Genomic DNA, 20666 nt, shown 5'->3' on the forward strand with positions numbered 1-20666 from the left:
CCGCCGTGGAGAATGCGCCCGTTGAACGTCCTCGTCGTCGCCAGCCTCTACCCGCACGCTCAGAATGAGACGATCGGTCTCTCCACCCATCGCCGCACCGTGGAGCTGGCGAAGACGTGTTCGGTGAAGGTCGTGGCGCTCACCACGCGCGGCGACCTGCCGGAGAGCGACTCCTACGAAGGAGTGGACGTGCTGCGCCCTCGGTGGCACCGTCTGCCGAAGCTGGGCGTGCTGCTGGACGGCTATCGCTACGCGGAGCGGGTCGGCCGGGTGGTCGCCCGGCAACTGCCCGACTTCGACTTTGACGTGATAGATGCCCACTGGCTGTACCCCGACGGCTTCGCGGCTGTGCGACTGGGGCAGCGACTCCGCAAGCCGGTGGTTGTGACGGGGCGCGGAAGCGACGTGGACGAGTTCCTCCGCCGCTGGCCCGTGCGGAGCTTCGCCCGGCGAGCCCTGCGCGGCGCCACGCGGCTGGTGGCGCTCTCCCGCGCGCACAAACACAAGATGATCGAGGCTGGCCCGAGAGCCGAGAGCATCTCGGTTATCCCCAACGGGGTGGACACCGCGCTCTTCCGGCCTGGCAACCCCGAGGCCGCGCGACACGCGCTCGGTCTGGTCCCCGAAGGCCTCGTGCTGTTCTCGGCCGGCAGCCTGGTGGCCGACAAGGGCTTCCAGCACCTCATCACGGGCGTCGCGCGCCTCCGGCGGCCCGCGAGCCTCTACATCGCGGGGCCCGGCGACTACCGTGCGGCGCTCGAACGGCTGGCCCGCGACCTCGGCGTGGCGGATCGAGTTACCTTTCTCGGCCGCGTGTCGCAGCAGCAGATGCCGCTATGGTACCAGGCCGCAGACTTCTTCTGCTTCGGCAGCTACCACGAGGGCTGCCCGAATGCTATTCTGGAAGCCCTGGCGTGCGGGACGCCAGTCGTCTCCACGGATGTCGGCGCTATCCCCGATCTGGTCGAGGAGGAGCGGAACGGTGTGCTCTTCCCACCCGGGTCGGCCGAGGCGTTCGTGGCGGCCCTCGAGCGAGCCCTCGCGCAGCCGTGGGACCGCTCGGCCATCGCCGCCGCGGGAAGCCGCCGCTCCTGGCGCCACGCGGCCGAGGAGTACCGCGCCGTGTTCGAGCAGGCCGTCGCCGACGGTGAGGCTCTTTGCTCCGCCGCCGGCAGCCGAGGTCGGCAATAATGGGCGCAGGCAAGACGCTGCTGTTGCTGACGGTGGACACCGAGGCGAGCTTCGGCGGCGCGCGCCCCATCCCGCCCGAGACACGGGTCTACGGCCGCGTCGCCGGCGGCACGCACGGGATCGAGCGGATCATGGACTGTTGCGAGCGCCACGGCGTGCGAGCGACGTTTTTCGTGAACACCCTGGAGGCCCTCCATCACGGCGAGGACCACGTGCGCCGCGTGTGCACGATGGTGCAGGACCGCGGCCACGATGCGCAACTGCACGTGCACCCGATCTGGCTTGGCGGCCCCTTCGTCCACAAGGCCCTCACGGCCTACGGCTACGCCGAGCAGCGCGCGGCGATCGAGCGAGCGGCCGAACTCTTCCGCCGCGCGGCAGGCACGGAGCCGCTGGCGCACCGCGCCGGGGGCCTGGCCGCGAACGCCGACACGTTCCGGGCCCTCGCCTCGCTGGGCATCCGCTGCGACTCCTCCGTGGCCGTCGGCCACTGGGCCTACGGGCTGGGCGAGGGCGGCCGCGAGCCCAACGTGCCACGCCGCCTGCACTCGCTGGCCGAGGTGCCCGTGACCACGTTTGCCCAGGTGCGCCTGTGCGGATGGGCGCCGCGGCGGCACTTCGACCTCAACGCCGACTCGCTGTCGGAGCTGTGTTTCGTGGTGGACCGCGCGGCCGAGGCCGGCGTGGCCGCGGTGACGCTGCTGATGCACAGCTTCTCGTTCCTGCGCTGGAGCCGCGACGGCTCCGAGTGCCGGCCCGACGAGGGCGAGGTGCGCAAGTTCGAACGATTCCTCGAGCACGCTGTTGCCCACGGCGGCATCGAGGCCGCGACATTCCGCCAGCTTGTCGCGCGACTCGAGGCCGAGCCCACCCTGCTCGAGGGGCCGGATTTCGACCCGACGGCGGGCCTTGTGAGGACGTACCGGCGGAGCTGGGAGCGGTTCGGCACCGGCTGGAAAAGCAAAGCGATGGCCTTGGGCGTGCCCGCCGCCGTGGCGGCCCTGGCCGCGCTCATCATGGGAGTCATCTGGTGGCTGACCTCGTGAAACGCGCCGCGCGCCAGGCCATTGCCGCCGCCGCAAGGGCCACCCGCCTGTGGCCCCCGGTGCCCAGAGGCTGTGGGCTGGTGCTGCGCTACCACCGCATCGGCGAGTGCGGCCTGGGGGTGCCGGCCGCGGAGTTCGACGCGCAGCTCGGCTTTCTCGCCGCGCGCGCCCGCGTGCTGACGGCGGGCCAGATGGCCGCGGCCGTGGCCGCCGGGGAGCCGCTGCCCCCGAACGCCGTCGCCATCACCTTCGACGACGGCTACGAGGACAACGCCTCCCGCGCCCTCCCGCTGCTTCAGCGCCACGGGCTGCGGGCCACCTTCTTCGTCACGACGGGCTGGATCGGCACCGAGAAGGTCCTGTGGTGGGACCGTCTGCACGACTACGTTCGCCAGGCCCTCGCCGCGGGCGCCCGGCCGCTGGACTTCGAGGGGCTGCCGCCGCCGATGGCTGAGGCGCTGGCTGCTGCGAACCTGCTGGCCCCGGCAGACGCCGCGCGGCTCGAGCACGCCCTGCTCGCCGCCCTGCGCGGCATTTCGCTCACGCCGGAGGAGACCGACACGCTCGTCGAGCGCGTGGCGGCTGCTCTCGGGGCCGACGTGGCCGACCCGGAGCCCTGTAGACCAATGAGCTGGGACCAAGTGCGCGCGCTGCGCGACGCCGGCATGGAGGTCGGCTCACACACCGTGTCCCACGCGCGCCTGGCCAGCGTGCCGCCCGAGCGGGCCTTCGAAGAGCTCGAGCAGTCGAAGCAGGCCCTCGAGCGCGAGCTGGGCGCGAGCCCGTCGCTCGTGGCCTGCCCCGGCGGCGAGTGCAACCAGGATGCCGTGGACCTCATTCAGGAGGCCGGCTACTCGGCCGCCTTCACCACGGAGAGCGGCCCCGTGCGCCCTGGCGACGACGTGTTCCGGCTTCGCCGCGTGGGCGTCTGGGCCGGCGGGTATCGGGGAGTCTTTAGCGCCTTCTCCGCCTCGGTCTTTGGGCTGCAACTGGGCCGCCTGGCCCGGCACCCAGCAGGAACACACCCCGCAGGTTCCCAACCTGCGGGAGGTTGCGGGAGCGGCAATGCCTGAAGTCACCGTCGTCATCCCCGCCTACAATGCCGAGCGGCACCTCCGCGAGACCGTGGCGTCGGTGCTGGCCCAGACCTATCGCGACCTCGAGGTGGTGGTCGTGGACGACGGGTCGAGCGATGGCACGCGAGCGCTGGCCGAGGGCTTCGGAGCGCCCGTGCGCTGTGTGAGCCAGGCCAATGCCGGGCCCTCGGCGGCGCGCAACCGCGGCATCCGGGAGGCGCGCGGCGCCCTGATCGCCTTCGTGGATGCCGACGACCTGTGGCTGCCCGACAAGCTGGCCGCCCAGGTGCCGCTCTTCGACGCCGAGGGCCGCGTGGGCCTCGTCTACTGCCACGCCGAACGAATGGATGAGGCCGGCGCGCCCCTGCCGACGGTCCAGGCACCCAAGCCCGTGGGCCGCGTGTTCAGGGACTTCCTGTTCCGCAACCACTGCCCCACATCGGCCGCCGTCGTGCGGCGCGAGTGCTTCGACCGCTGCGGCGGCTTCGCTGAGGACATGGTTTGGGCCGAGGACTGGCATCTGTGGCTCCGCCTCGCGCGGCACTATGACTTCGCGGCCGTGCCGCGGGTGCTGGTGCGCCACCGCGTTCATGCCGCCGCGCTCACGAAGCAGACCGAGAAGGCCTACCTCGGCGCGCGCCGCGCGCTGGAGACGGCGCTCACCCCATCCGACGGTCGCGAGTTGCGCGCAGCGCGCCGCCGCGGCTTGCATCGGTTGGACCGTAACCAGGCCCTGAGCTGGCTCGGGGCCGGCGAACCGCGCGTCGCCCGCCGCTACCTGGCCGCCGCGTTCGGCAACGGCCCGCTCGACCCCCACATTCTGGCGGGCTATGCGGCCAGCCTGTTGCCGGGCGCGGCCCGACGGCCCATGATGGGCCTCTGGAAACGGCTGGCGCCGTGGGTGCCGTGGGACCGCTCGGGGCGGCCCGGGCGGCTTCTGGCGGAGTACCAAGGGCGCAGCGGCTGACGCCGCCGCATCGGAGGCCAGAGCCATGTCGGGCGAGAGGCGGCTGAGTCTGGACGCGAGCCTGCGCCACAGCTTCTGGCGGAAGATCCGGCGCGGCCTGCACCTGTGGCGGAGCGGCGAAGTCTCGCTGCGCAAAGTCATCAACGCCGGCTTGTGCCACCTGTCGTTGCGGCTCAGGCTCTCGCGCGTGCTCGGCAAGCCGTTCTCGCTGATGATCGAGCCCACCAACGCCTGCAACCTGCGCTGCCCGCTGTGCCCGACCGGCCGCGGCACGCTCGGCCGGCCGGCCGCCACGCTGCCGCTCGAGCTCTACCGCCAGTGCATCCGCGAACTCAGCCCCTACCTGATGGAGCTGAACCTGACCAATTACGGCGAGCCGATGCTGCATCGCGATCTGGCCGCGATGATCGCCGAGGCCAAGGCCGCCGGCGCCCGCGTGCTGCTGGGCACCAACGGCCACTTCCTCGACGAAGCGGCCTGCCGTCAGCTCGTCGAGAGCGGCCTCGACGGCATCTACATCTCGGTGGACGCCACCGACGCCGACACCTACGCGAAGTACCGCCAGCGCGGCGACTTCACCCGGGTGCTCGAGGGCACGAAGCGGCTGCTGGCCACCCGGGCGACGCTGGGCCGCACCAACCCCTTCGTCGAGCTTCAGTTCCTCGTGATGAAGCACAACGAGAGCCAGATTGACGGCTTCCGCGCGCTGGCCGCGGAGCTCGGCGCCGACCGCCGCATCATCAAGCCCGTGAGCTTCAACGTCGCCGACTGGGACGATCCCGACACGCGCCGGGCCTTCGCCGACTTCTGCCCCACGAACGAGGAGTTCCGCGTCTACGTGCAAGACGGCGACGCCTGGCGCTGGAAGCGCGAAGAGCTGGCCTTCTGCACCGCCCCGTGGCGCACGCTCACGGTGCTGGCCGACGGCGCCATCGTGCCCTGCTGCCGCGACCCGCGGGGCGTCTACACGATGGGCAACGTGGCCGACGGCGTGCTGAAGGTGTGGAACAGCCCGCGGTATCGCACCTTCCGCCGCCACATGGCCAGGCACCGCGGCCGCATGAGCATCTGCAAGGTCTGCCCCGGAGAGTGACCCCCGCGATGCGGTACCCCAGAGTGATCCTCTACCATTCGGTCGTGGCAGACGACGCCCCCGCCGATGCCTTCGCCGGCAAGCACCCGACCGCGGGGCAACTCTCCGCGCACCTGGACTACCTCAAGACCCGCTTCACCTTCGTCTCGGCGGAGCAGTTCCTGGCGATCTACGACGGGCGCGACACGCGCCCGCTCCCGCGGCCCCCCTGCCTGCTGACGTTCGACGACGGACAACGCCCGCTGCTGAAGAACGCGCTGCCCGTGCTCGAAGCCCATGGCGTGCCCTGCCTCATCTTCCTCATCGCGGGCACGCTGAGCGAGGGGGTAGTCCCCTGGTACATCGCCGCCGACTACCTGGTGCGAGCCGCCCAGGGCCGGGCCATCCGCTACCTGGGTCGCCTGTTCGACTGTTCGGCGACCGCCGGCGCGCTGGCCCTGAAGGCGGCGTTCAAGGCGCGCTTCATCACCCTGAGCGAGGAAGCCGACCGACAAGCGGCCCTCGACCGCCTCGGCGAAGCGGTGGGCCGACGGCCGCCGCGGCTGGACGAACTGCCCGAGGACATGGCCTTTCTCACCCCCGACCAGGTGAAGCTCCTGAGCCGCCACGAGCTGGTGGCCTTCGGCTCGCACGGGTTCTCGCACAGGAACCTGGCCCTGCTGAGCGCCGCGGAACAGGAGCATGAGCTGTTGCACGCGCGCGAGACCATTGCGGCGCTCACCGGCCGCGAGCGGATGATGGTGTCGTACCCCGACAGCTCGCACACGCGCACCACCCGCGAGCTGGCGCGGCGATACTACGACTTCGGATTTGCGGTCGAGTTGCACGACGACCGTCGCGACCGATTCGCCTATCCCCGGGCCTGCCTCGGGCGAATGGATGTGAACGGGGTGCGCTACTGGCTCACGTGGCGTCGGCGATACGTGTTCGGACCGCTCCGGCGGCTGCTGCGGAGGTGAACATGCGGGTCGTCGCGATCGCCACCCACACGCTGGATGCCCAGCAACGGCTGTTCCTGGACGCCGTGCGCCGCTCCGCCGACCTGGTGGGGATCGTGAACGTGCAGGCCCTCCCCGCGGGAAAGCGGCGCCTCCGCCGCCTCGCGCGCCGGGCGCGCGAGCACGGCCTTCTGCACGCGCTCAACTTCCTGGGCGGCGTGCCCGTCTCGGCAATCGTCCGGCCGCGCATCTACAAGGCCGTAGACGCGTTGTTGAGCCGCGAGCTCGAAGGCGACCCGGCGGAAGGCGTGCCGACGGCCGATGGCGGCCTGGTGAACAGCGAGCGGGAGGTCGCGGCCATTCGCGCCTTCCGGCCCGACCTGCTGTACCAGGCGGGGCCCGGGATCACCCGGCCGCAAGTGTTCCAGGCCGCGCCGCTGGGGATGCTCCACATCCACCACGGCATCCTGCCGGCGATCCGCGGCATCGCGTCGCCCGAGTGGGCCGTCCGCGAGCGCAGGCCCCTCTGGCTCGGCGTCACGCTGCACATGATGGACGCGGGCCTCGACACCGGGCCGCTCGTGGCGCAGGCCCGGCCGCGGGTGGAGGCGGACGACGCGTGGGCCGCCGTCCGGGCGAGGCTTTCGCTCCTGGCTGCTCGGCTCATCGCCGGAGGCATTCGCGCGCTGGAGGCCGGGCTCGAGCCCGTGCCGCAGCCAGCGACGCTGCCGAGCGCCTACCGCTCGAATCTCGGGCTTACAGACTGGGCGCTCTTTCGCCGTCGGCTCCCGGAGTTTCTCCGCTCGTGCCGCGGCCGCGACGAACAGATCGCCGTCGGGCAGGTGCTGCCCCAGTAGGTGGTCCATGGCCGAGGAATCAGCGAAGCCCTTCGTCTCCGTGGTCGTCGCCGCCTACAACGCGCGCGACACCCTGGCGCGCTGCCTCGAGGCCCTGCTGGGGCAGGAGTATCCGGCGTTCGAGGTGATCGTCGTGGACAATGCCTCGACCGACGACACGCGGGAGATCGCCAGCCGCTATTGCGGCAGGGCCAACCGCGAATCTCGCGAATCATGCGGATCTGGCAGCAGGCATCTTGATGCGTCTGATTCACCGGACTCGCGGTTTCCCGCCGCCTCCCGTCGTGTGACCTTGCTCGACGAGCCGCGCCGCGGCTGGCCCGCCGCGCGCAACCGCGCCTGGCACTGGTGCAAGGCGCCGCTCGTGGCGAACATTGACGCCGACTGCTTCGCCGAGCCGACATGGCTGCGTGAGCTCGTGGCCGCGCTCGAGCGGGAAGCGGGGGCCGGCTGCGCCGTCGGCCGCACCTTCGTCGAGCCCGGCGCCACCCTGGCGCAGCAGTTCTACGCGGCCAACGACCCGTTCAACATCGAGAAGTACGTGCAGCGCACCGAGCGGGCCTTCGGCAGGGCCTGCCCGTGGGGCGGCGGCAACAACTGTTTCCGCCGCGAGGTGATCGAGGCCGTGGGCGGCTACGACGCCGAAACCTACACGTCGGGCGCCGACCGCGAGTACCACAAGCGGTTCGAGGAGGCGACCGGCCTGCGCACCGTGTACGTGCCCGAGGCCGTCATCTGGCACGTCGCGCGCGGCTCGGCGGGCGAGTTCTTCCGCAACGCCGCCAAGTACGCCTGCGACGCCGTCGTCCACGCGCAATTCGATCCCGGCGTGGCGGCGCACCTGCGGGGCTACGTGCGGCGGAACCTGGGCTTCATCGGGCGCAACGCGGCGGGCCTGGTGTGGCGGGCGGCGAAGTTCCTGGTCGGGCGCGAGACCCGCCTGCGTGTGTCGCAGCCCTTCTTCTACAGCGTGCAGGAGCTGGGCTCGATCTGGGGCCACCTCAAAGGCCGTCGCCGCGTGGCGGCCAGGAAGCGGCATAAGAGGTGACGTTCTCGTGCCCACGCTCCCGCGTCGGCGGTGTCGCGCGCAAGAGCGGTCGACTCTGGGGAGTCTGCGCGACTCTGAGCCGGAATGGCGAGAATCGGCGATTCTCGAGTCGGGAAACGGAGAACCCCGTGCGAGTCTGGGTCGGAAGGTCGAGAATGGGCAAATGGCGATTCGAAGGAGCCGCAGGGCGCTGGGGCCGGCTGCGAGACGGGGAGAGGAATTGACCGGACGGCCTGGTTGTGACATGATTCGCGGTGACATGGTTTCAGGGGATGGCAGGCGGGGCATGGGAGCGAGGACCGAGGGTGGCTGAGGCGCCGGCCGTTGTTCTCTACATGAGTTACCTCGGCCTCGGGCTGGCGCGCGCGCTGGGCCGCGAGGGCGTGCGCGTCTTCGCCCTCGATCCGCACCGCGACGCCCTCGGCATGAACTCGCGCTACTGCACGCCGGTCCTCACCCCCGACCTCAAGGCCGACGAGGCGCGGTACCTCGATTTCCTCGTGCAATTCGGCCACTCGAGGCCCTCGAAGCCCGTGCTCTATCCCACGGGCGACCCGACGGTGGTGCTGCTGTCGCGCGAGCGCGAGGCTCTGTTGCAGCACTACCACTTCGTCATGCCCGACCACGACACGGTGCTCAAGCTGCTGACGAAGGACGGCCTGGACGCGGTGGCGCGTGAGCACGGCATCCCCGCGCCGCGCACGGTGATCCCCGCGGACCGCGCGGGGGCGGAGGCCGCGGCGCGCGAGCTGGCCTTCCCCGTCATCCTCAAGCCAGCCGAGAGCCACGCCTGGAAGGCCAGGGCGATCGTGGAGATGCTCGGCGTCGGCACCAAGGTCGTGCCGTGCGCCACGCCCGAGGACCTGCTCGCCCAGTACGACCGCATCGCGGCGCACAACCCCGCCGTCATCGTGCAGGAGGTCATCCCCGGCGAAGACGAGCGGCTGGTGTATTGCTGCTTCTACGTCGGGCGCTCGGGCGAGCCGCTGGGCCTCTTCGCCGGGCGCAAGCGCCGCGTGCTCCCGCCCGGCTTCGGCTCGGCCAGCTTCGCGGAGAGCATAGACGACCCCCGCCTCACCGACGCCACGTTGCGTCTGCTACGGGCCGTGAACTACCGCGGCCTCGGCGGCGTGGAGTTCAAGCTCGACCCGCGCGACAACACCTACAAGCTCATCGAGTTCAACGTGCGATTCGGCCTGTGGGACGCGCTGGGCGCCCGGTGCGGCGTGAACCTGGCGCACATGGCCTGGCGCGACGCGCAGGGCCTGCCCGTCGAGCCCCGGCTCAGAGGCCGCCCGGGCGTGAAATGGGTCTCGATACAGCGCGACCTTTCAGCTTTCAGGCTCTACCGACGCCAGGGCAAGCTGACCACCCGCCAGTGGCTGCGCTCGCTCGCCGGCGAGAAGATGTGGGCGGTGTTCGCTTGGGACGACCTCCGGCCATTCCTCTCGACCGCCCCGGGCTACCTGTGGCGGCTCGCGGCGCCCAGGCTGAGAATGGCGGGAAAGCAGGCGCAAGGGTAGAATAGTGGCGGGCGAGGGCCACCGACTGGAACCCGTGCCAAGAGGCTCTTGAATGAACGTCGCGCTCATCCAGCCGCCGATGGATTCCGACTACCCGCCCCTGAGCCTGGGCTCGCTGGCAGCGTACCTGGCCGCGAAGGGCCACCACGCGCGTGTCTTCGACCTCCAGATTCCTGCCCAACGCCAGAGCTGGCAGAAAGAGCTGGCGGCCTTCGCTCCGGGCGTGGTCGGCGTCACCGCCATGACCCCCACGCTGCCGGCCGCCGCCAAGATAGGCCGCGCGTGCAAGGAGATCGCGCCCGAGGCCACGCTCGTGCTGGGCGGCTACCACGTGAGCTTCCTGCCCGAGGGCACGATGGGCGGCTATCCCGCCTTCGACGTCGGCGTCATCGGGGAGGGCGAGGCGACGCTCCACGAGCTGGTCGAGACCGTGGCGAGCGGCGGCGACCTCGAGCAGGTGCCGGGCCTCGTGCTCCGGCGCGGAGGCGGGCTGGTGATGACCGCGCCGCGCGAGCGGCTGCGCGACCTCGACGCTCTGCCCTGGCCCCACGAGCATTACGACCTCGACCACTACCTCTACTACGGCGGCTACACGGGGCGCTGGACCTTCAAGTGCGCGAGCGCGATCGTCTCGCGCGGCTGCCCGTTCCGGTGCCGGTTCTGCGCGTCGCAGCGCTTCTGGTCCGAGCGCTGCCTCGTGGTGTCGCCCGAGCGCGTGGTGGACGAGATGCGCTACCTCGCGCGCCGCGGCGCCCGAAGCGTGTACTTCCGCGACAGCACGTTCAACGCCAACAAGAAGTGGGTGCGCGAGTTCTGCGAGGCCAAGCGGCGCGCGGGGGTGAAGATGCGCTGGCTGTGCAACAGCCGGGTGGACACGCTGACCGACGAGCAGCTCGGCCTGATGGCCGAGGCGGGCCTCGAGGCCCTCTACTTCGGCGTCGAGAGCGGCAGCCAGCGCGTGCTCGACTACTACGACAAGGGGGTGACCGTCGAGCAGACCCGCGAGGCGTTCGCCCTCTGCCGCAAGCACGGCATCGCCACGGCCGCCTACTTCATGATCGGAGCGCCCGTGGAGACGCGCGCCGACATCGAGGAAAGCCGCAAGCTCGCGCACGAACTGGGCGCAAAGTACACCTACTGGTTCATCTACACGCCCCTGCCAGGGGCGCCGCTCTACGACGACTTCGTCGAGCGCGGCTACCGCCCGGACTTCGAGAACTTCGTCTTCAGCCGCGCCACGATCCCCGTCGGCGACATGACCCCGCAGGAACTCGAGGCGATCCATCACCAACTCGTCGCCGAGTTCCAGAGGAAGGCCACCCAAGGCGAGGTCTGGCGGCGCCGCCTCGAGGTTCTCAGCGCGACCCGCTCCTGGCGGGATGTGCGCTTCCTGGGCCGCAGGGTGGCCACGCGCCTCGGCCTGGCCAAAGGGGAGTGAGGCCATGCGCGTGACGCTCATCCAACCCGACACCGGCGGCGCCTATCCGCCGCTGAGCCTCGGCTACCTGGCCGCCTACGTGGCCGAGCGCGGCCACGCCGCGCGCATCGTGGACCTCCAGGAGCCGGCCCAGCGGCGGGAATGGGAGCGCCTGCTCGTCGAATCCCGGCCCGACCTCATTGGCCTCACGGCCCTCACGCCGAGCATCCGCGACGCAGGCCGCCTGGCCGAGCGGGCGCACCAGCTCGCCCCCCAGGCCCGCATCATCCTCGGCGGTTTCCACGCTACGATGGAGCCCGAGCAGACGCTCCGCGACCACCCGGTCATTGACTTCCTGTGCATCGGCGAGGGCGAGGAGACCCTCGCGGAGCTCTGCGCGCTCCTCGACGCCGGCCAGCCGGCCGATGGCCTGCCGGGACTCGCCTGGCGCTCGGGCGACCGCGTCGAGTTCGGCCCGCCCCGCGAGCGCATCGCCGACCTCGATCTCCTGCCCAGCCCGCACGCCTTCTACGACCTGGACTACTATTTGGATGCGGGCAGCTTCACCTACCAGTACGGCTACCGCTGCGCATCGGTGATCGCCTCGCGCGGCTGCCCGTTCCGCTGCCGGTTCTGCTCGGTGCCCGGCAAGTACATACAACCCTCGCCCCAGCACGTCGCCGACGAGATTGCGGCGCTTCTGCGGCGCGGGGCCGACGGAGTGTTCTTCCGCGACAGCACGTTCACCATCCGTCGCGAGTGGGTGCTGGCCTTCTGCGAGGCCGTGCAGCGCCGGCGGCTGCGCTTCCACTGGATCGCCAACGCCCGGCCCGACCGGGTGGACGACGAGTTGCTCGCCGCCATGAAGCGGGCAGGCTGCTTCGCGCTCTGCTACGGCGCCGAGTCGGGCCGCGACCACGTGCTCGAGTACTACGGCAAGGACCACACCGTTGCCGACACGCGCCGCGCCGTAGCGGCCACGAAGCGCGCAGGCATTCGCGTCATCGCGTACTTCATGCTCGGCGCGCCCATCGAGACGCGGGCCGACATCGAGGCGAGCCACGCGCTGGCCCGCGAGCTGGGCGCCGAGCGCACGATCTGGAAGATTTTCGCGCCGCTTCCGGGCTGCGCGATCTACAATGAACTCAAGGCCAGGGGCGTGCCGCTCGACTTCGAGGCGATCCGCACCGACCGGGCCTCGTACCCGCTGGCCGACATGACGGAGGCCGAACTCGAGGCGCGCTTCCGCGAACTCCAGCGCGAGTTCGCCTACGCGCGCGACAACCGCCTGCGGGTCTTCTGGCGCCAGCTCCGGCGCGTGCGCTCGCCCCGCGACGCCTGGCGGCTCACCCGCCGCGTCACGGGCCGCGTGCGACGGGCGCTGTTCCCGGCCGAGAACGAGTGCGTGGGGGAGGGGAGGGATGGGTGAGATGTGCCGGTGGGCCAGGACGCTCATCCTCACCGTGTCGGTCGAGCCGGACGACCCCTCGGTGGTCGGCCGCACCGGAGCCTACCGCTCTCTGGAGGGGCTGGGGCGGTTCCACGAGCTGTGCCGCCGCCACGGGGTGAGGCCGACCTACCTGCTCACGTACTCGGCCGCGTGCGAGGCCCGCTGTGCGGACGCGGCCCGCGCCTGGGGCGTCGAGACAGAGTTTGGCGCCCACCTGCACCCTGAGGAAGTGCCTCCCATCGCCGACGGCGAGCGCGGGAACCACACGCTGCGCCCGGGCGACGTGGCCCCCGAGCGCCTGCGGGCCAAGCTCGTGAACCTCCTCGACCGTGTCGCGGAGGCGACGGGGCGCCGGCCCACGTCGTTCCGCTCGGGCTTCTTCGGCCTCACGCCGGCCCTGGCGGCCGCGCTGGGCGAACTGGGCGTGGAGGCCGACTCCAGCCTCGGCCCTCTCGAGAAAGTGGGCCAGACGTATCCCTACATCGGGGTGCCCTTTGCTCCCTATGTTTTTGACCCCGCGCGGTGCGGCGCGCTGATCGAGGTGCCGCTGACCAGCGTCTTCCGCCGGCCCTTTCCCAGGGCGCTGTACGGTGCGTACGTCCGCCTGCCCGGGCGCGTGCGGGGCGCGCTGCGGGCGTGTGGGCTTGCCGAGATCGTGCGATTCCGCCCCGCGGCGGCCTCGGAGCGCGACCTCCTGGCCGTCTGCGAGCGGACGGCCCGGCTCGGCATCCCGGCCGTGATGACGGTGCACTCGAACGAGCTCTGGCCGGGCACGAGCGCGGCCGTGGGCTCACAGGCCGCGTCGGACGCCTATTACGCACGCCTCGAGCGGGTGCTGGTGCACGCGCGCGAACGCGGCTGGGCCTCGCTCACGCTTACCGAGGCGGCGCGAAGGGCAAGGGAGACCGCGGCATGATGGGCGCGGCGAGCCACTTCCTGGTCGGGATGCTGTGCGGCGCCGCACTGGGCGGCGTGGCCGTGGCCCTCCGGCGCCGCTGGCTCGTGTGGCTTCCGCCTTTCGTGCTCGCGTGCGGCTGCTGGGCCGAGGGGCCGCTGCTGCTGGGCATGCCGCACACGGCCCATCCGCTGGCCAATCTGTTCTTCGGCTATGCGTGGCTGCATCCCTGGCTGGCGGCGGATGAAGTCACCGCTCTCTTCTTCGTGCTTGGCCTCACGAACCTGATGCTGCTGGCCTATGTGGTGTTCCTCGCGCGGTATCATGCGGCAGCGGACATGGTGCGCTGGGAGCGTGAGGGGCCCTCGCCGCCGCCCTCGAAGGCCAGGACGCGCCGCGCGGGGCGGCAGGCCCATTCTGGGGGTTGATTGCGCGATGCCCATGCCCGAGGTGCATTTCGCGGTGGGTATGGGAGCGGGGGCGCTGCTGGGCCTGCCGATGGCCGCGGCGCGCCGGCGCTGGCTCGTGTGGCTGCCGCTGGCGATGAGCCTGTGCGGCGGCCTTGCGCTGGTGCCCGATGCGCTGGCGCGCGCCGGGCATCTGACGCATGGCCTGGAGGGCCTGGCCGCGTCGCATCGCGCGCACCCGCCGTGGTCCAACGCCTTCTTCCTGCACGGGTGGCTCGACACGCAGCCGGCCCTCTACACCCGGGCGGCCTCGCGTGTGGCGTTCCAGGCCGTGGTGCTGATGTACCTCGCCGCGGCAGGCGGCTATGCGGCCTACATTCGTTGGGGCCTCCCGCGGCAGCCGGAGGCGGAGGAGGCGCTCGCCCGCGTGCGACGGGCCGCGGCGGGCTATCGGCCGCTCGCGCCCCTGGTGGGGCTTGCGCCGCTGCTGCTGGCCGGGGCGGCCACGGCCTGGCTGGTCGCGTCCCTGAAGCCGGTTCGGGGGCCTGGGGCCGGCGCCGAGCCTGTGGAGGCACGGCTCTGGGCGCAACTGGTTGCGCGGCGCATGGGCATCGCAGTCGGCCAGAGGCTCGGCGTGGTGCATGCGACGTGGGATCGCGAGGGCCAATGGCTCTCGGGCGACCTGGGAGCGCGGTCGCCGGCCGTTGCTGAAGTGGTCGCCCGGGCGAAGGCCAGCGGCTGCGGCTTCGTGGCCGTGCTGGCCGATGCCCTGGCCGCCGGGGCGCTGGCCGAGGCGCGGGCGAAGAACCCCGACCTCGCCATCTTCGCGGGGCGGATGTGGGACGCCCCCTCGTCGCGGGGGGCCGTGCCGGCCCTGGTGATCGTGCCGCCGCGGCCCGATGAGAGCGCCGTGCTCGCGTCATTCGCCGCGCAGTTCGGCCCGGGCAGCGGCGCCTCGTCCGAGGCTGCGCTCCAGTGGCTCAAGGCCCACGGCAGCGCCGGGAACGTGGCGCCCGTGGTGCTTGCCTGCCCCACTGAGGTGGGCGGGAGCGCCTGGCCCACGCTGTTCTCCTGGCGGCGCGCGAACGAGCTGTTTGTGGGTTTCTTGGGCCTCTTTGGCAGCGAACGGCTCTCGGCGCGTGAGGCGAAGAGCCAGTGGGACGCCCGCGTGACGACGGTGGGCGGCGTGTGGGACAGGTTTCTGGACGGCGGCTTCCGCCTCGGGGGCGCGGCCGCGGCCTCGGGGTTCGAGGACTCTTCGCGGCAGTTCGGGCCGGGCGAGTTCGCGCGCACCCACGTGTGGAGCCGGGGGCGCGAGGCGGCCGATGTCCTGGAGGGCTTGCGCCGCGGCTGCGTGTGGGCCGACGAGGGCGGCATCGTGCGCGGGCTGGACTTCGCAGTGGCGGCTCCCACGCTCGAGCGCCCCGCGCGCATGGGCGAAGTGGCCCGTGTGGCCCCCGGCGACCTGGTGCGGGTGGAGCTGGCGCTGGACGTGCCGCCGACGGATTTCGCCGGGCGCCCCAACGTGCTGGAGATGGTCGAACTGATCTCGAACTTCGGCGGCGAGCCGGCGGTCGTGGCCAGCTTCCGGGGCGTTCGCGGGGCGCGACGGATCGAGCATCTCCTCCCGCCGGCCGAGGATCGGAACGGGGGGCTGGGCTTCTACGCCCGCGCCCGCGGCTGGCGGCATCTCGAGGACGGCTCGCGTCTGTGCTTCTACACCAACCCTGTCCACGTCCTGGTCCGCGCGGGCCTGGCGCCGCCGCGGCTGCCGGGCGAGGCGCCCGTGCGGGTGGCATCGCCGTCGCGGCCCGTCAAGCCCGAGCCGCCGAAGCCCACAACTGCCACGCCCGCCGCGCCGGCGAAAGGCGACACAGGCGCCGACCTCGAGCGCATCGGCCTCGGCAGCAGCGTCAAGGCCATCCACGTCGAGACCTTCAAGCAGCCCTCACGCCAGTGGCGCGGCATCCCCGTGAGCATCATCGGCGACCGCGGCCCCGTGTTGGGGGACGAGGACTTGCGCATCGAGTTCCTCAGCCGCACGCCGCTGGGCGAGGGCACGCGCCTGTTCTTCCGATGCTACGCCACGGCGTGCAGCCGGCTGACACTGGTCGCGCGCCGCGCCGACAACCCGGTCCCATGCCAGGCCACCCGCGAGCTGCCGGAGAAGCAGTGGGCGCAGTTCGACCTGTCGCTCGCGGGCGATTTCCTGCCCGTGCGCGGCGAGTCGGGCGGCCTTCGTCCGCCCGCGGAGGTCCAGGCGATCGAATGGATCGGCGCGCGCCAAGGGCCTCTCTCGCGTTTCTACATCACCGATGTCGTCGTGTACGACCCCACGGCGTCAAGCCGCCAGGCGGCGGCCGGCCGCGAGGCGAAGGCGCTGCTCGATGCCTTGCGCGAGACCACGCGGCGTCGGGGGGTGCCGCCTTCGGCGCGCTCGCGCGCCCGCGACGCGGAGACGCGCCTGGAGGCCTGGCAGGCGCGGCTCGCCGCCGGGGCGGCGCCGCTGGCTGCCGAGGAACTCCAGGCCGCCGAGCGCGACCTGGCCACGCTCGCCGAAGAGTGCCGCCGCCTCGCCTGGCAGGCCGCCGCCGGGCCCACCTTCGGCGTCCCCGACCCGCGATTCATCGTCACCGCGCTCGCCCCCACGCAGCGCGCCTCGGCGCGCCATCCCGCCCTGCGGCTGGCCCCCTCGCTCGCCGGCTCCTGGGAGTTTGCCGCCGCCGGCGGCGAGGCCGAGAGCGTGCAGATCGCCGTCGCGGCGCTCTGGGACAAGCTGGAGGCTGTCCGCGTGGAGGCCCCCGCGCTGGTGCCCGAGGAGGGCGGCGGCCCCGGGGTGCCCGTGTCGGTGGAGCTGGTGGACGAGGTGGAGGTGAGGCCGCGCCCCACACTCACGCCCGAGCAGGCCGGCTGGCAGCCCGATCCGCTGCGGCCCTTCGAGCCGTTCGACCTCGAGCCCGGCGGCCTCCGCTGCGTGCTGCTCACCGCGGAGGTGCCGCGCGACCTGTCGCCCGGGTACTACGCGGGCCACGTGGCCATCCGGCCGCAGGGCCTGGAGCCGTTGCAGGTGAGCCTGCGGCTGCGCGTCTGGGGCGTCGCCCTCGAGGGCCGGCCGCTGGCCGTGCTGGCCCCGCTGGACGCACGCGCCATCTGCCAGCGCGGCGGCTTCGGCCCCACCGTGCCGGCCGCCAGCCGCCGCGCCTTCTACGCCTTCCTTCTTCGCTACGGCCTGTGCCCCATTCCGCTGCTCGGCGGCGATGAGGCAACCGATCTGGACGAGGTGGGCTTTCTCCTCGACACCTCTCCATTCGAAGAGCTGGTGGTGTTGAGCGAGGCAGCGTCGGTGAGCCCCGGCGCCCGCGACGCCGGGGTGGAGCGCGCGGCGCGCCTCGCCGGCCGGATGCTGGAGCAGGGCCGCGGCCGCCGCGGGGCGCTCTTGCTGCCGCTCGCCGCGCGCGACGACGGCGAGCTGGCGCGCCTGGTGGGCTTCGCCCGCGCGCTGGCCGCCGAGCACCCGGAGCTCCTGCTGGTCGCGGGGGGCGACGGCGAGCCGCCCGGCGACCTGGTGACTCACGTGTGGCGGCGGCCCCTGGGCGCGGACCCGCCCCGCCGGCCCCACGACGACGACGTGGACGTGCGCCTCTCGCGCACCGCGCGGCGCGAAGGCTGGGAACTCGTGGCCGCCTCGCCCGAGTCGGCCCTCCCCAGCCTGCTCCTCAGCAGCCCGCTCGCCCACGCGCGCCTGCTGCCCTGGCTGGCCTGGCAGCACGGCATCCGCGCCCTCGTCCTGCGCGGCGTGGCACGGTGGCAGGGCGAGGTGGGCGAGTCGCTGGGCGACGGCGTCCTCCTCTACCCCCCGGCCCCGGCCGCGGCCGGCGCCGACGTGGCGGCCGCCCCGCGCGGCTCGCTGCGCCTCGTGGCCCTGCGCGACGGCATTGAGGACTACACCTGCCTTCGCCTGCTGTGGGACCGGGCGCGCCAGCTCCGCGAGCGGAACGCCCAGGGGCAGGCCGCCGTGCTCGCGGCCGCGGAGCGGCTGCTGGCCGAGGTGCCCGCCAGCATCGGCACCTTTGCGACCCCCTGCCGCGACGTGGCCACGCTCCTCGCGCTCCGCGCCCGGGCCGCGCGCGAACTCGAGCGCGTCGAAGCCGCCTGGTGGGCCGAGGTGGACGCGGCCCGCGATCTTCCGGCCCCTCCCGCGCAGCTCACGGCGCAGCCGGCCGGCGGCCAGATCGACCTCGTCTGGACGCCCAGCCCCGACGCCAAGGCCACGGCCTACCACGTGTTCCGTGGCCGCGACCCGAAGGGCGAGTTCGTGCGCCTGACGGCCCGGCCTCTCGAGGGCCTGCGCTACGCCGACCGCTCGGTGGCCGACGGAGTGCCGTATCATTACTTCGTGCGCGCGTGCCGCGGCGACGCCGTGGTAGGGCCGCGGAGCGCTCTGGCCACGGCCGCAGCGCGGCCTGCGCCCAGGGTGGTGTGGCTGCCCACGGCCCCGCCGGGGCAGGGCGCCGGCGGGCCGTATCGGGTCGCCGTGCGCCTCGAAGGCCCCGGCACCGACGGCCTGCTGCCGCTGGTGCGCCCGCAGATTGACTACGCCGTGGGCGCCGCCCAGCCGGACGGGTTCGAGGACATGACTCGCCAGGAGGACGGGAGCTGGATCTACGACGTGCCGGACCCCGGCTGGCCCCGCCTCGCGGGCGCCAGGCTGCGCATCCTCGTGCGGGTGACGGACCGGGCGAACCAGGTTGCCGCGCCGCCGGTCGAGCGGGTCGAGCTCATCCGCGGCGCCCCCGCGCCCTGACCCTTTGCTGCCAGGAGCGTTGTGCCATGCCGATCGCGCGCACTCTCGTGGCTCTCCTGGGGCTGGCCGCCGGCGCGCGGGCCGGCGTCGCGCCCGGCCAGGAGGCGTCGCCCAGCTTCCCCGACATCGTCGCACGCGTGCGGTGCGGCATCGGCGCGGTAGGCACCTACAACCCCGCCAACCACCCGTCGCTCGAGTTCCTCGGTTCCGGCTTCTTCATCAGCGACAAAGGGCACTTCGTCACCGCCAACCACGTGCTCGAGGCGGTCGCCGAGAAGAAGCGCCTGGGCGACCTGCGCGTCTTCCTGCCCAGCGACGCCGACCGCGAGGGCCACCCCGCCGCCGTGGTCGCCACCGACGCCCGCCACGATGCCGCGCTGCTCGTCGTCAAGGGCGGGCAGTACGTGCCCCTCGAACTCGGCGACTCCCTGCGCGTGCGCGAGGGGCAGGCCATCGCGCTCAGCGGCTTTCCCTTCGGCCTCTTCCTCGGCCTCCACCCCTCCACCTGCGCGGGGATCATCAGCAGCATCAGCCCCATCGCCATCCCCGTCACCCGCAGCCAGGACCTGGACGCCGAGACCCGGGAGGCGCTGCGCAACCCGTTCAACGTCTTCCAGCTCGACGCCGTGGCCAACCCGGGGCACAGCGGCGGCCCGCTGTTCGACCCCCGCACCGGCCAGGTGCTGGGCATCCTCAACAGCGCCTTCATCCGCAAGACGAAGGAGAAGGTCATCGCCAGCGGCATCAGCTATGCCATGCCCATCCACCTGGTCAAGCCCATGCTCGACGAGGGCTTGAAGGCCCGGCCCGGCCTCGCGCCGGTGCCGACCCGGTGAAGGCTACTTGACGCCGTAGAGCTTCTTGATCCCCGCTATGTCGCCGTTGTAGAGGTCGCGTTTCGCGGTGTCGCCCTCGAAGGAGTAGCCGTACATCGTCTCCTGGAAGGCGTCGGCGATGTAGAGGTCGCCCATGCCGGCCACGTGGCCCAGCTCGTGGGTGGCGATGTTCTGGAGATCCATCAGAAGCGGATTCGCACCTCCATCTCCCCACTGGAAGAAGGCATCGTTGAAGAGCATGTCGGCCTCGACGATCTCGCGCGTCTGCGGCGGCCCGCTGAAATAGCCCCAGACCACCGTGATGGCGATGATCTCGGGGTCCAACGTGCCGAAGGCAAACGCATTGACGCCGTCGGCATAGTCGTCATTGAATGCCGCGTAGCCATCGAGGCGGAGAGCGCCGTAGATGGCCTCGCCGCCATAGCGCTCCCACTCGAACATGCCGGCCGAGATGGCCTGCTCGACGAAGTCGGGCGGCAGGCCCTCGCCGTTGAACGGATTGACGACGAAAGGCTCGGGCGTCCTCCAGCGGCAACCGTTGGCGAGGTAGGTGTAGTAACCGTCGCTTCGCGGTGGCTTGCCGCCGCCCGGCTTCGGCGGCTTCGCCGGAGCCTGGCGGAAGTGGATGAAGGTGATCTTGGCGAGCACGCGGTCCGTGTCGTCGCTTCGGCCGCCCGCGTCGGCCACGGCGACGGCGACGAGCAGACCTGCGACCCCGACCAGCGCCAGTGTCTGACGCAATCTGCCCATGGCACCCTCCTTCGCTACACGGAAGTAACAGGTCCCCCAAGTCTCCTGGCATAGTAGCGCTTGGCTCGCCTGCGCGCAAGGGTATTCCGGGAGAATGGGTGCGGGGCGGAGTTGTAGGTGGCTGCGGGAGCTCCGAAGGAGCGAAATAGGATAGCCCAGGGCAGCGCCCTGGGAACCAGATTGCCCCCGCGGTAACCCTGAGAGGGCGGAATGGAGAGCTTCCATCTCGCCCTTCCAGGGCTGGCCCCGTGGATCCCGCTGAACCCAGGGCGTTGCCCTACTCTTCGCCCACATCTTCCGGGGGCCGGGATTCAGCCCCCGAAGGGGGGCGTTTGAGCCGTAGCCCAGGGCGACCGAAGGGAGCCCTG

At 72.1% G+C, this 20666-nt stretch carries 16 protein-coding genes; 15 read left to right on the forward strand and 1 reads right to left on the reverse strand.

Going from position 1 to position 20666, the window contains the following annotated elements:
- Nucleotides 1-21: 21 nt before the first annotated feature.
- From PLE19_01610 to PLE19_01680, 15 genes are all read left to right on the forward strand, one after another.
- Nucleotides 22-1191 (forward strand): glycosyltransferase family 4 protein, encoded by a 1170-nt coding sequence (locus PLE19_01610; protein HPD13616.1) that lies wholly within the window; start codon nt 22-24, stop codon nt 1189-1191.
- Nucleotides 1191-2237 carry a polysaccharide deacetylase family protein gene (locus PLE19_01615; protein ID HPD13617.1) on the forward strand — a complete coding sequence of 349 codons (1047 nt, stop codon included), beginning with the start codon at nt 1191-1193 and terminating at the stop codon, nt 2235-2237. Before PLE19_01610 ends, PLE19_01615 begins: the two co-directional genes overlap by 1 nt.
- Nucleotides 2222-3310: a polysaccharide deacetylase family protein gene (locus tag PLE19_01620; protein ID HPD13618.1), complete on the forward strand. Its 1089-nt coding sequence runs from the start codon at nt 2222-2224 to the stop codon at nt 3308-3310. The genes PLE19_01615 and PLE19_01620 overlap by 16 nt, the downstream gene beginning before the upstream one ends.
- Nucleotides 3303-4280 carry a glycosyltransferase gene (locus PLE19_01625; GenBank protein HPD13619.1) on the forward strand — a complete coding sequence of 326 codons (978 nt, stop codon included), beginning with the start codon at nt 3303-3305 and terminating at the stop codon, nt 4278-4280. The genes PLE19_01620 and PLE19_01625 overlap by 8 nt, the downstream gene beginning before the upstream one ends.
- Nucleotides 4281-4305: 25 nt before the next feature.
- Nucleotides 4306-5373: a radical SAM/SPASM domain-containing protein gene (locus PLE19_01630; GenBank protein HPD13620.1), complete on the forward strand. Its 1068-nt coding sequence runs from the start codon at nt 4306-4308 to the stop codon at nt 5371-5373.
- An 8-nt stretch (nt 5374-5381) separates the two neighbouring features.
- Nucleotides 5382-6332, forward strand: a complete 951-nt coding sequence (locus PLE19_01635; GenBank protein HPD13621.1) for a polysaccharide deacetylase family protein — start codon at nt 5382-5384, stop codon at nt 6330-6332.
- 2 nt (nt 6333-6334) lie between these two features.
- Nucleotides 6335-7168 (forward strand): formyltransferase family protein, encoded by an 834-nt coding sequence (locus PLE19_01640; GenBank protein HPD13622.1) that lies wholly within the window; start codon nt 6335-6337, stop codon nt 7166-7168.
- A 7-nt stretch (nt 7169-7175) separates the two neighbouring features.
- Nucleotides 7176-8216 (forward strand): glycosyltransferase, encoded by a 1041-nt coding sequence (locus tag PLE19_01645; protein ID HPD13623.1) that lies wholly within the window; start codon nt 7176-7178, stop codon nt 8214-8216.
- Nucleotides 8217-8521: 305 nt separating this feature from the next.
- Entirely contained in the window at nt 8522-9739 is a 1218-nt protein-coding gene (locus PLE19_01650; GenBank protein HPD13624.1) for a hypothetical protein, read from the forward strand.
- A gap of 52 nt (nt 9740-9791) precedes the next feature.
- Entirely contained in the window at nt 9792-11177 is a 1386-nt protein-coding gene (locus PLE19_01655; protein ID HPD13625.1) for a radical SAM protein, read from the forward strand.
- Nucleotides 11178-11181: 4 nt separating this feature from the next.
- The gene (locus PLE19_01660) at nt 11182-12585 is read left to right on the forward strand and encodes a radical SAM protein (GenBank protein ID HPD13626.1); all 1404 of its coding nucleotides are present in this window, start codon (nt 11182-11184) and stop codon (nt 12583-12585) included.
- The gene (locus PLE19_01665) at nt 12578-13522 is read left to right on the forward strand and encodes a hypothetical protein (GenBank protein ID HPD13627.1); all 945 of its coding nucleotides are present in this window, start codon (nt 12578-12580) and stop codon (nt 13520-13522) included. The genes PLE19_01660 and PLE19_01665 overlap by 8 nt, the downstream gene beginning before the upstream one ends.
- Nucleotides 13519-13929, forward strand: a complete 411-nt coding sequence (locus PLE19_01670) for a hypothetical protein (GenBank protein ID HPD13628.1) — start codon at nt 13519-13521, stop codon at nt 13927-13929. Before PLE19_01665 ends, PLE19_01670 begins: the two co-directional genes overlap by 4 nt.
- A 7-nt stretch (nt 13930-13936) precedes the next feature.
- The gene (locus PLE19_01675; protein ID HPD13629.1) at nt 13937-18712 is read left to right on the forward strand and encodes a DUF4091 domain-containing protein; all 4776 of its coding nucleotides are present in this window, start codon (nt 13937-13939) and stop codon (nt 18710-18712) included.
- 26 nt (nt 18713-18738) lie between these two features.
- Nucleotides 18739-19548 carry a serine protease gene (locus PLE19_01680; protein HPD13630.1) on the forward strand — a complete coding sequence of 270 codons (810 nt, stop codon included), beginning with the start codon at nt 18739-18741 and terminating at the stop codon, nt 19546-19548.
- 3 nt (nt 19549-19551) lie between these two features.
- Here PLE19_01680 and PLE19_01685 read toward each other — a convergent pair whose 3' ends face one another.
- Nucleotides 19552-20298, reverse strand: a complete 747-nt coding sequence (locus PLE19_01685; GenBank protein HPD13631.1) for a matrixin family metalloprotease — start codon at nt 20296-20298, stop codon at nt 19552-19554.
- Between the last annotated feature and the right edge of the window lie 368 nt (nt 20299-20666).

The organism is Planctomycetota bacterium (genome assembly GCA_035384565.1).
Classification (GTDB): domain Bacteria; phylum Planctomycetota; class PUPC01; order DSUN01; family DSUN01; genus DAOOIT01.

What these genes read in the sequence shown, in the direction of transcription:
- PLE19_01625 (HPD13619.1), top strand. Translation starts at nt 3,303, where the DNA reads ATGCCTGAAGTCACCGTCGTCATCCCCGCCTACAATGCCGAGCGGCAC.
- PLE19_01685 (HPD13631.1), bottom strand. Translation starts at nt 20,298, where the DNA reads ATGGGCAGATTGCGTCAGACACTGGCGCTGGTCGGGGTCGCAGGTCTG.
- PLE19_01655 (HPD13625.1), top strand. Translation starts at nt 9,792, where the DNA reads ATGAACGTCGCGCTCATCCAGCCGCCGATGGATTCCGACTACCCGCCC.
- PLE19_01640 (HPD13622.1), top strand. Translation starts at nt 6,335, where the DNA reads ATGCGGGTCGTCGCGATCGCCACCCACACGCTGGATGCCCAGCAACGG.
- PLE19_01635 (HPD13621.1), top strand. Translation starts at nt 5,382, where the DNA reads ATGCGGTACCCCAGAGTGATCCTCTACCATTCGGTCGTGGCAGACGAC.
- PLE19_01630 (HPD13620.1), top strand. Translation starts at nt 4,306, where the DNA reads ATGTCGGGCGAGAGGCGGCTGAGTCTGGACGCGAGCCTGCGCCACAGC.
- PLE19_01665 (HPD13627.1), top strand. Translation starts at nt 12,578, where the DNA reads ATGGGTGAGATGTGCCGGTGGGCCAGGACGCTCATCCTCACCGTGTCG.
- PLE19_01615 (HPD13617.1), top strand. Translation starts at nt 1,191, where the DNA reads ATGGGCGCAGGCAAGACGCTGCTGTTGCTGACGGTGGACACCGAGGCG.
- PLE19_01660 (HPD13626.1), top strand. Translation starts at nt 11,182, where the DNA reads ATGCGCGTGACGCTCATCCAACCCGACACCGGCGGCGCCTATCCGCCG.
- PLE19_01645 (HPD13623.1), top strand. Translation starts at nt 7,176, where the DNA reads ATGGCCGAGGAATCAGCGAAGCCCTTCGTCTCCGTGGTCGTCGCCGCC.
- PLE19_01680 (HPD13630.1), top strand. Translation starts at nt 18,739, where the DNA reads ATGCCGATCGCGCGCACTCTCGTGGCTCTCCTGGGGCTGGCCGCCGGC.
- PLE19_01675 (HPD13629.1), top strand. Translation starts at nt 13,937, where the DNA reads ATGCCCATGCCCGAGGTGCATTTCGCGGTGGGTATGGGAGCGGGGGCG.
- PLE19_01670 (HPD13628.1), top strand. Translation starts at nt 13,519, where the DNA reads ATGATGGGCGCGGCGAGCCACTTCCTGGTCGGGATGCTGTGCGGCGCC.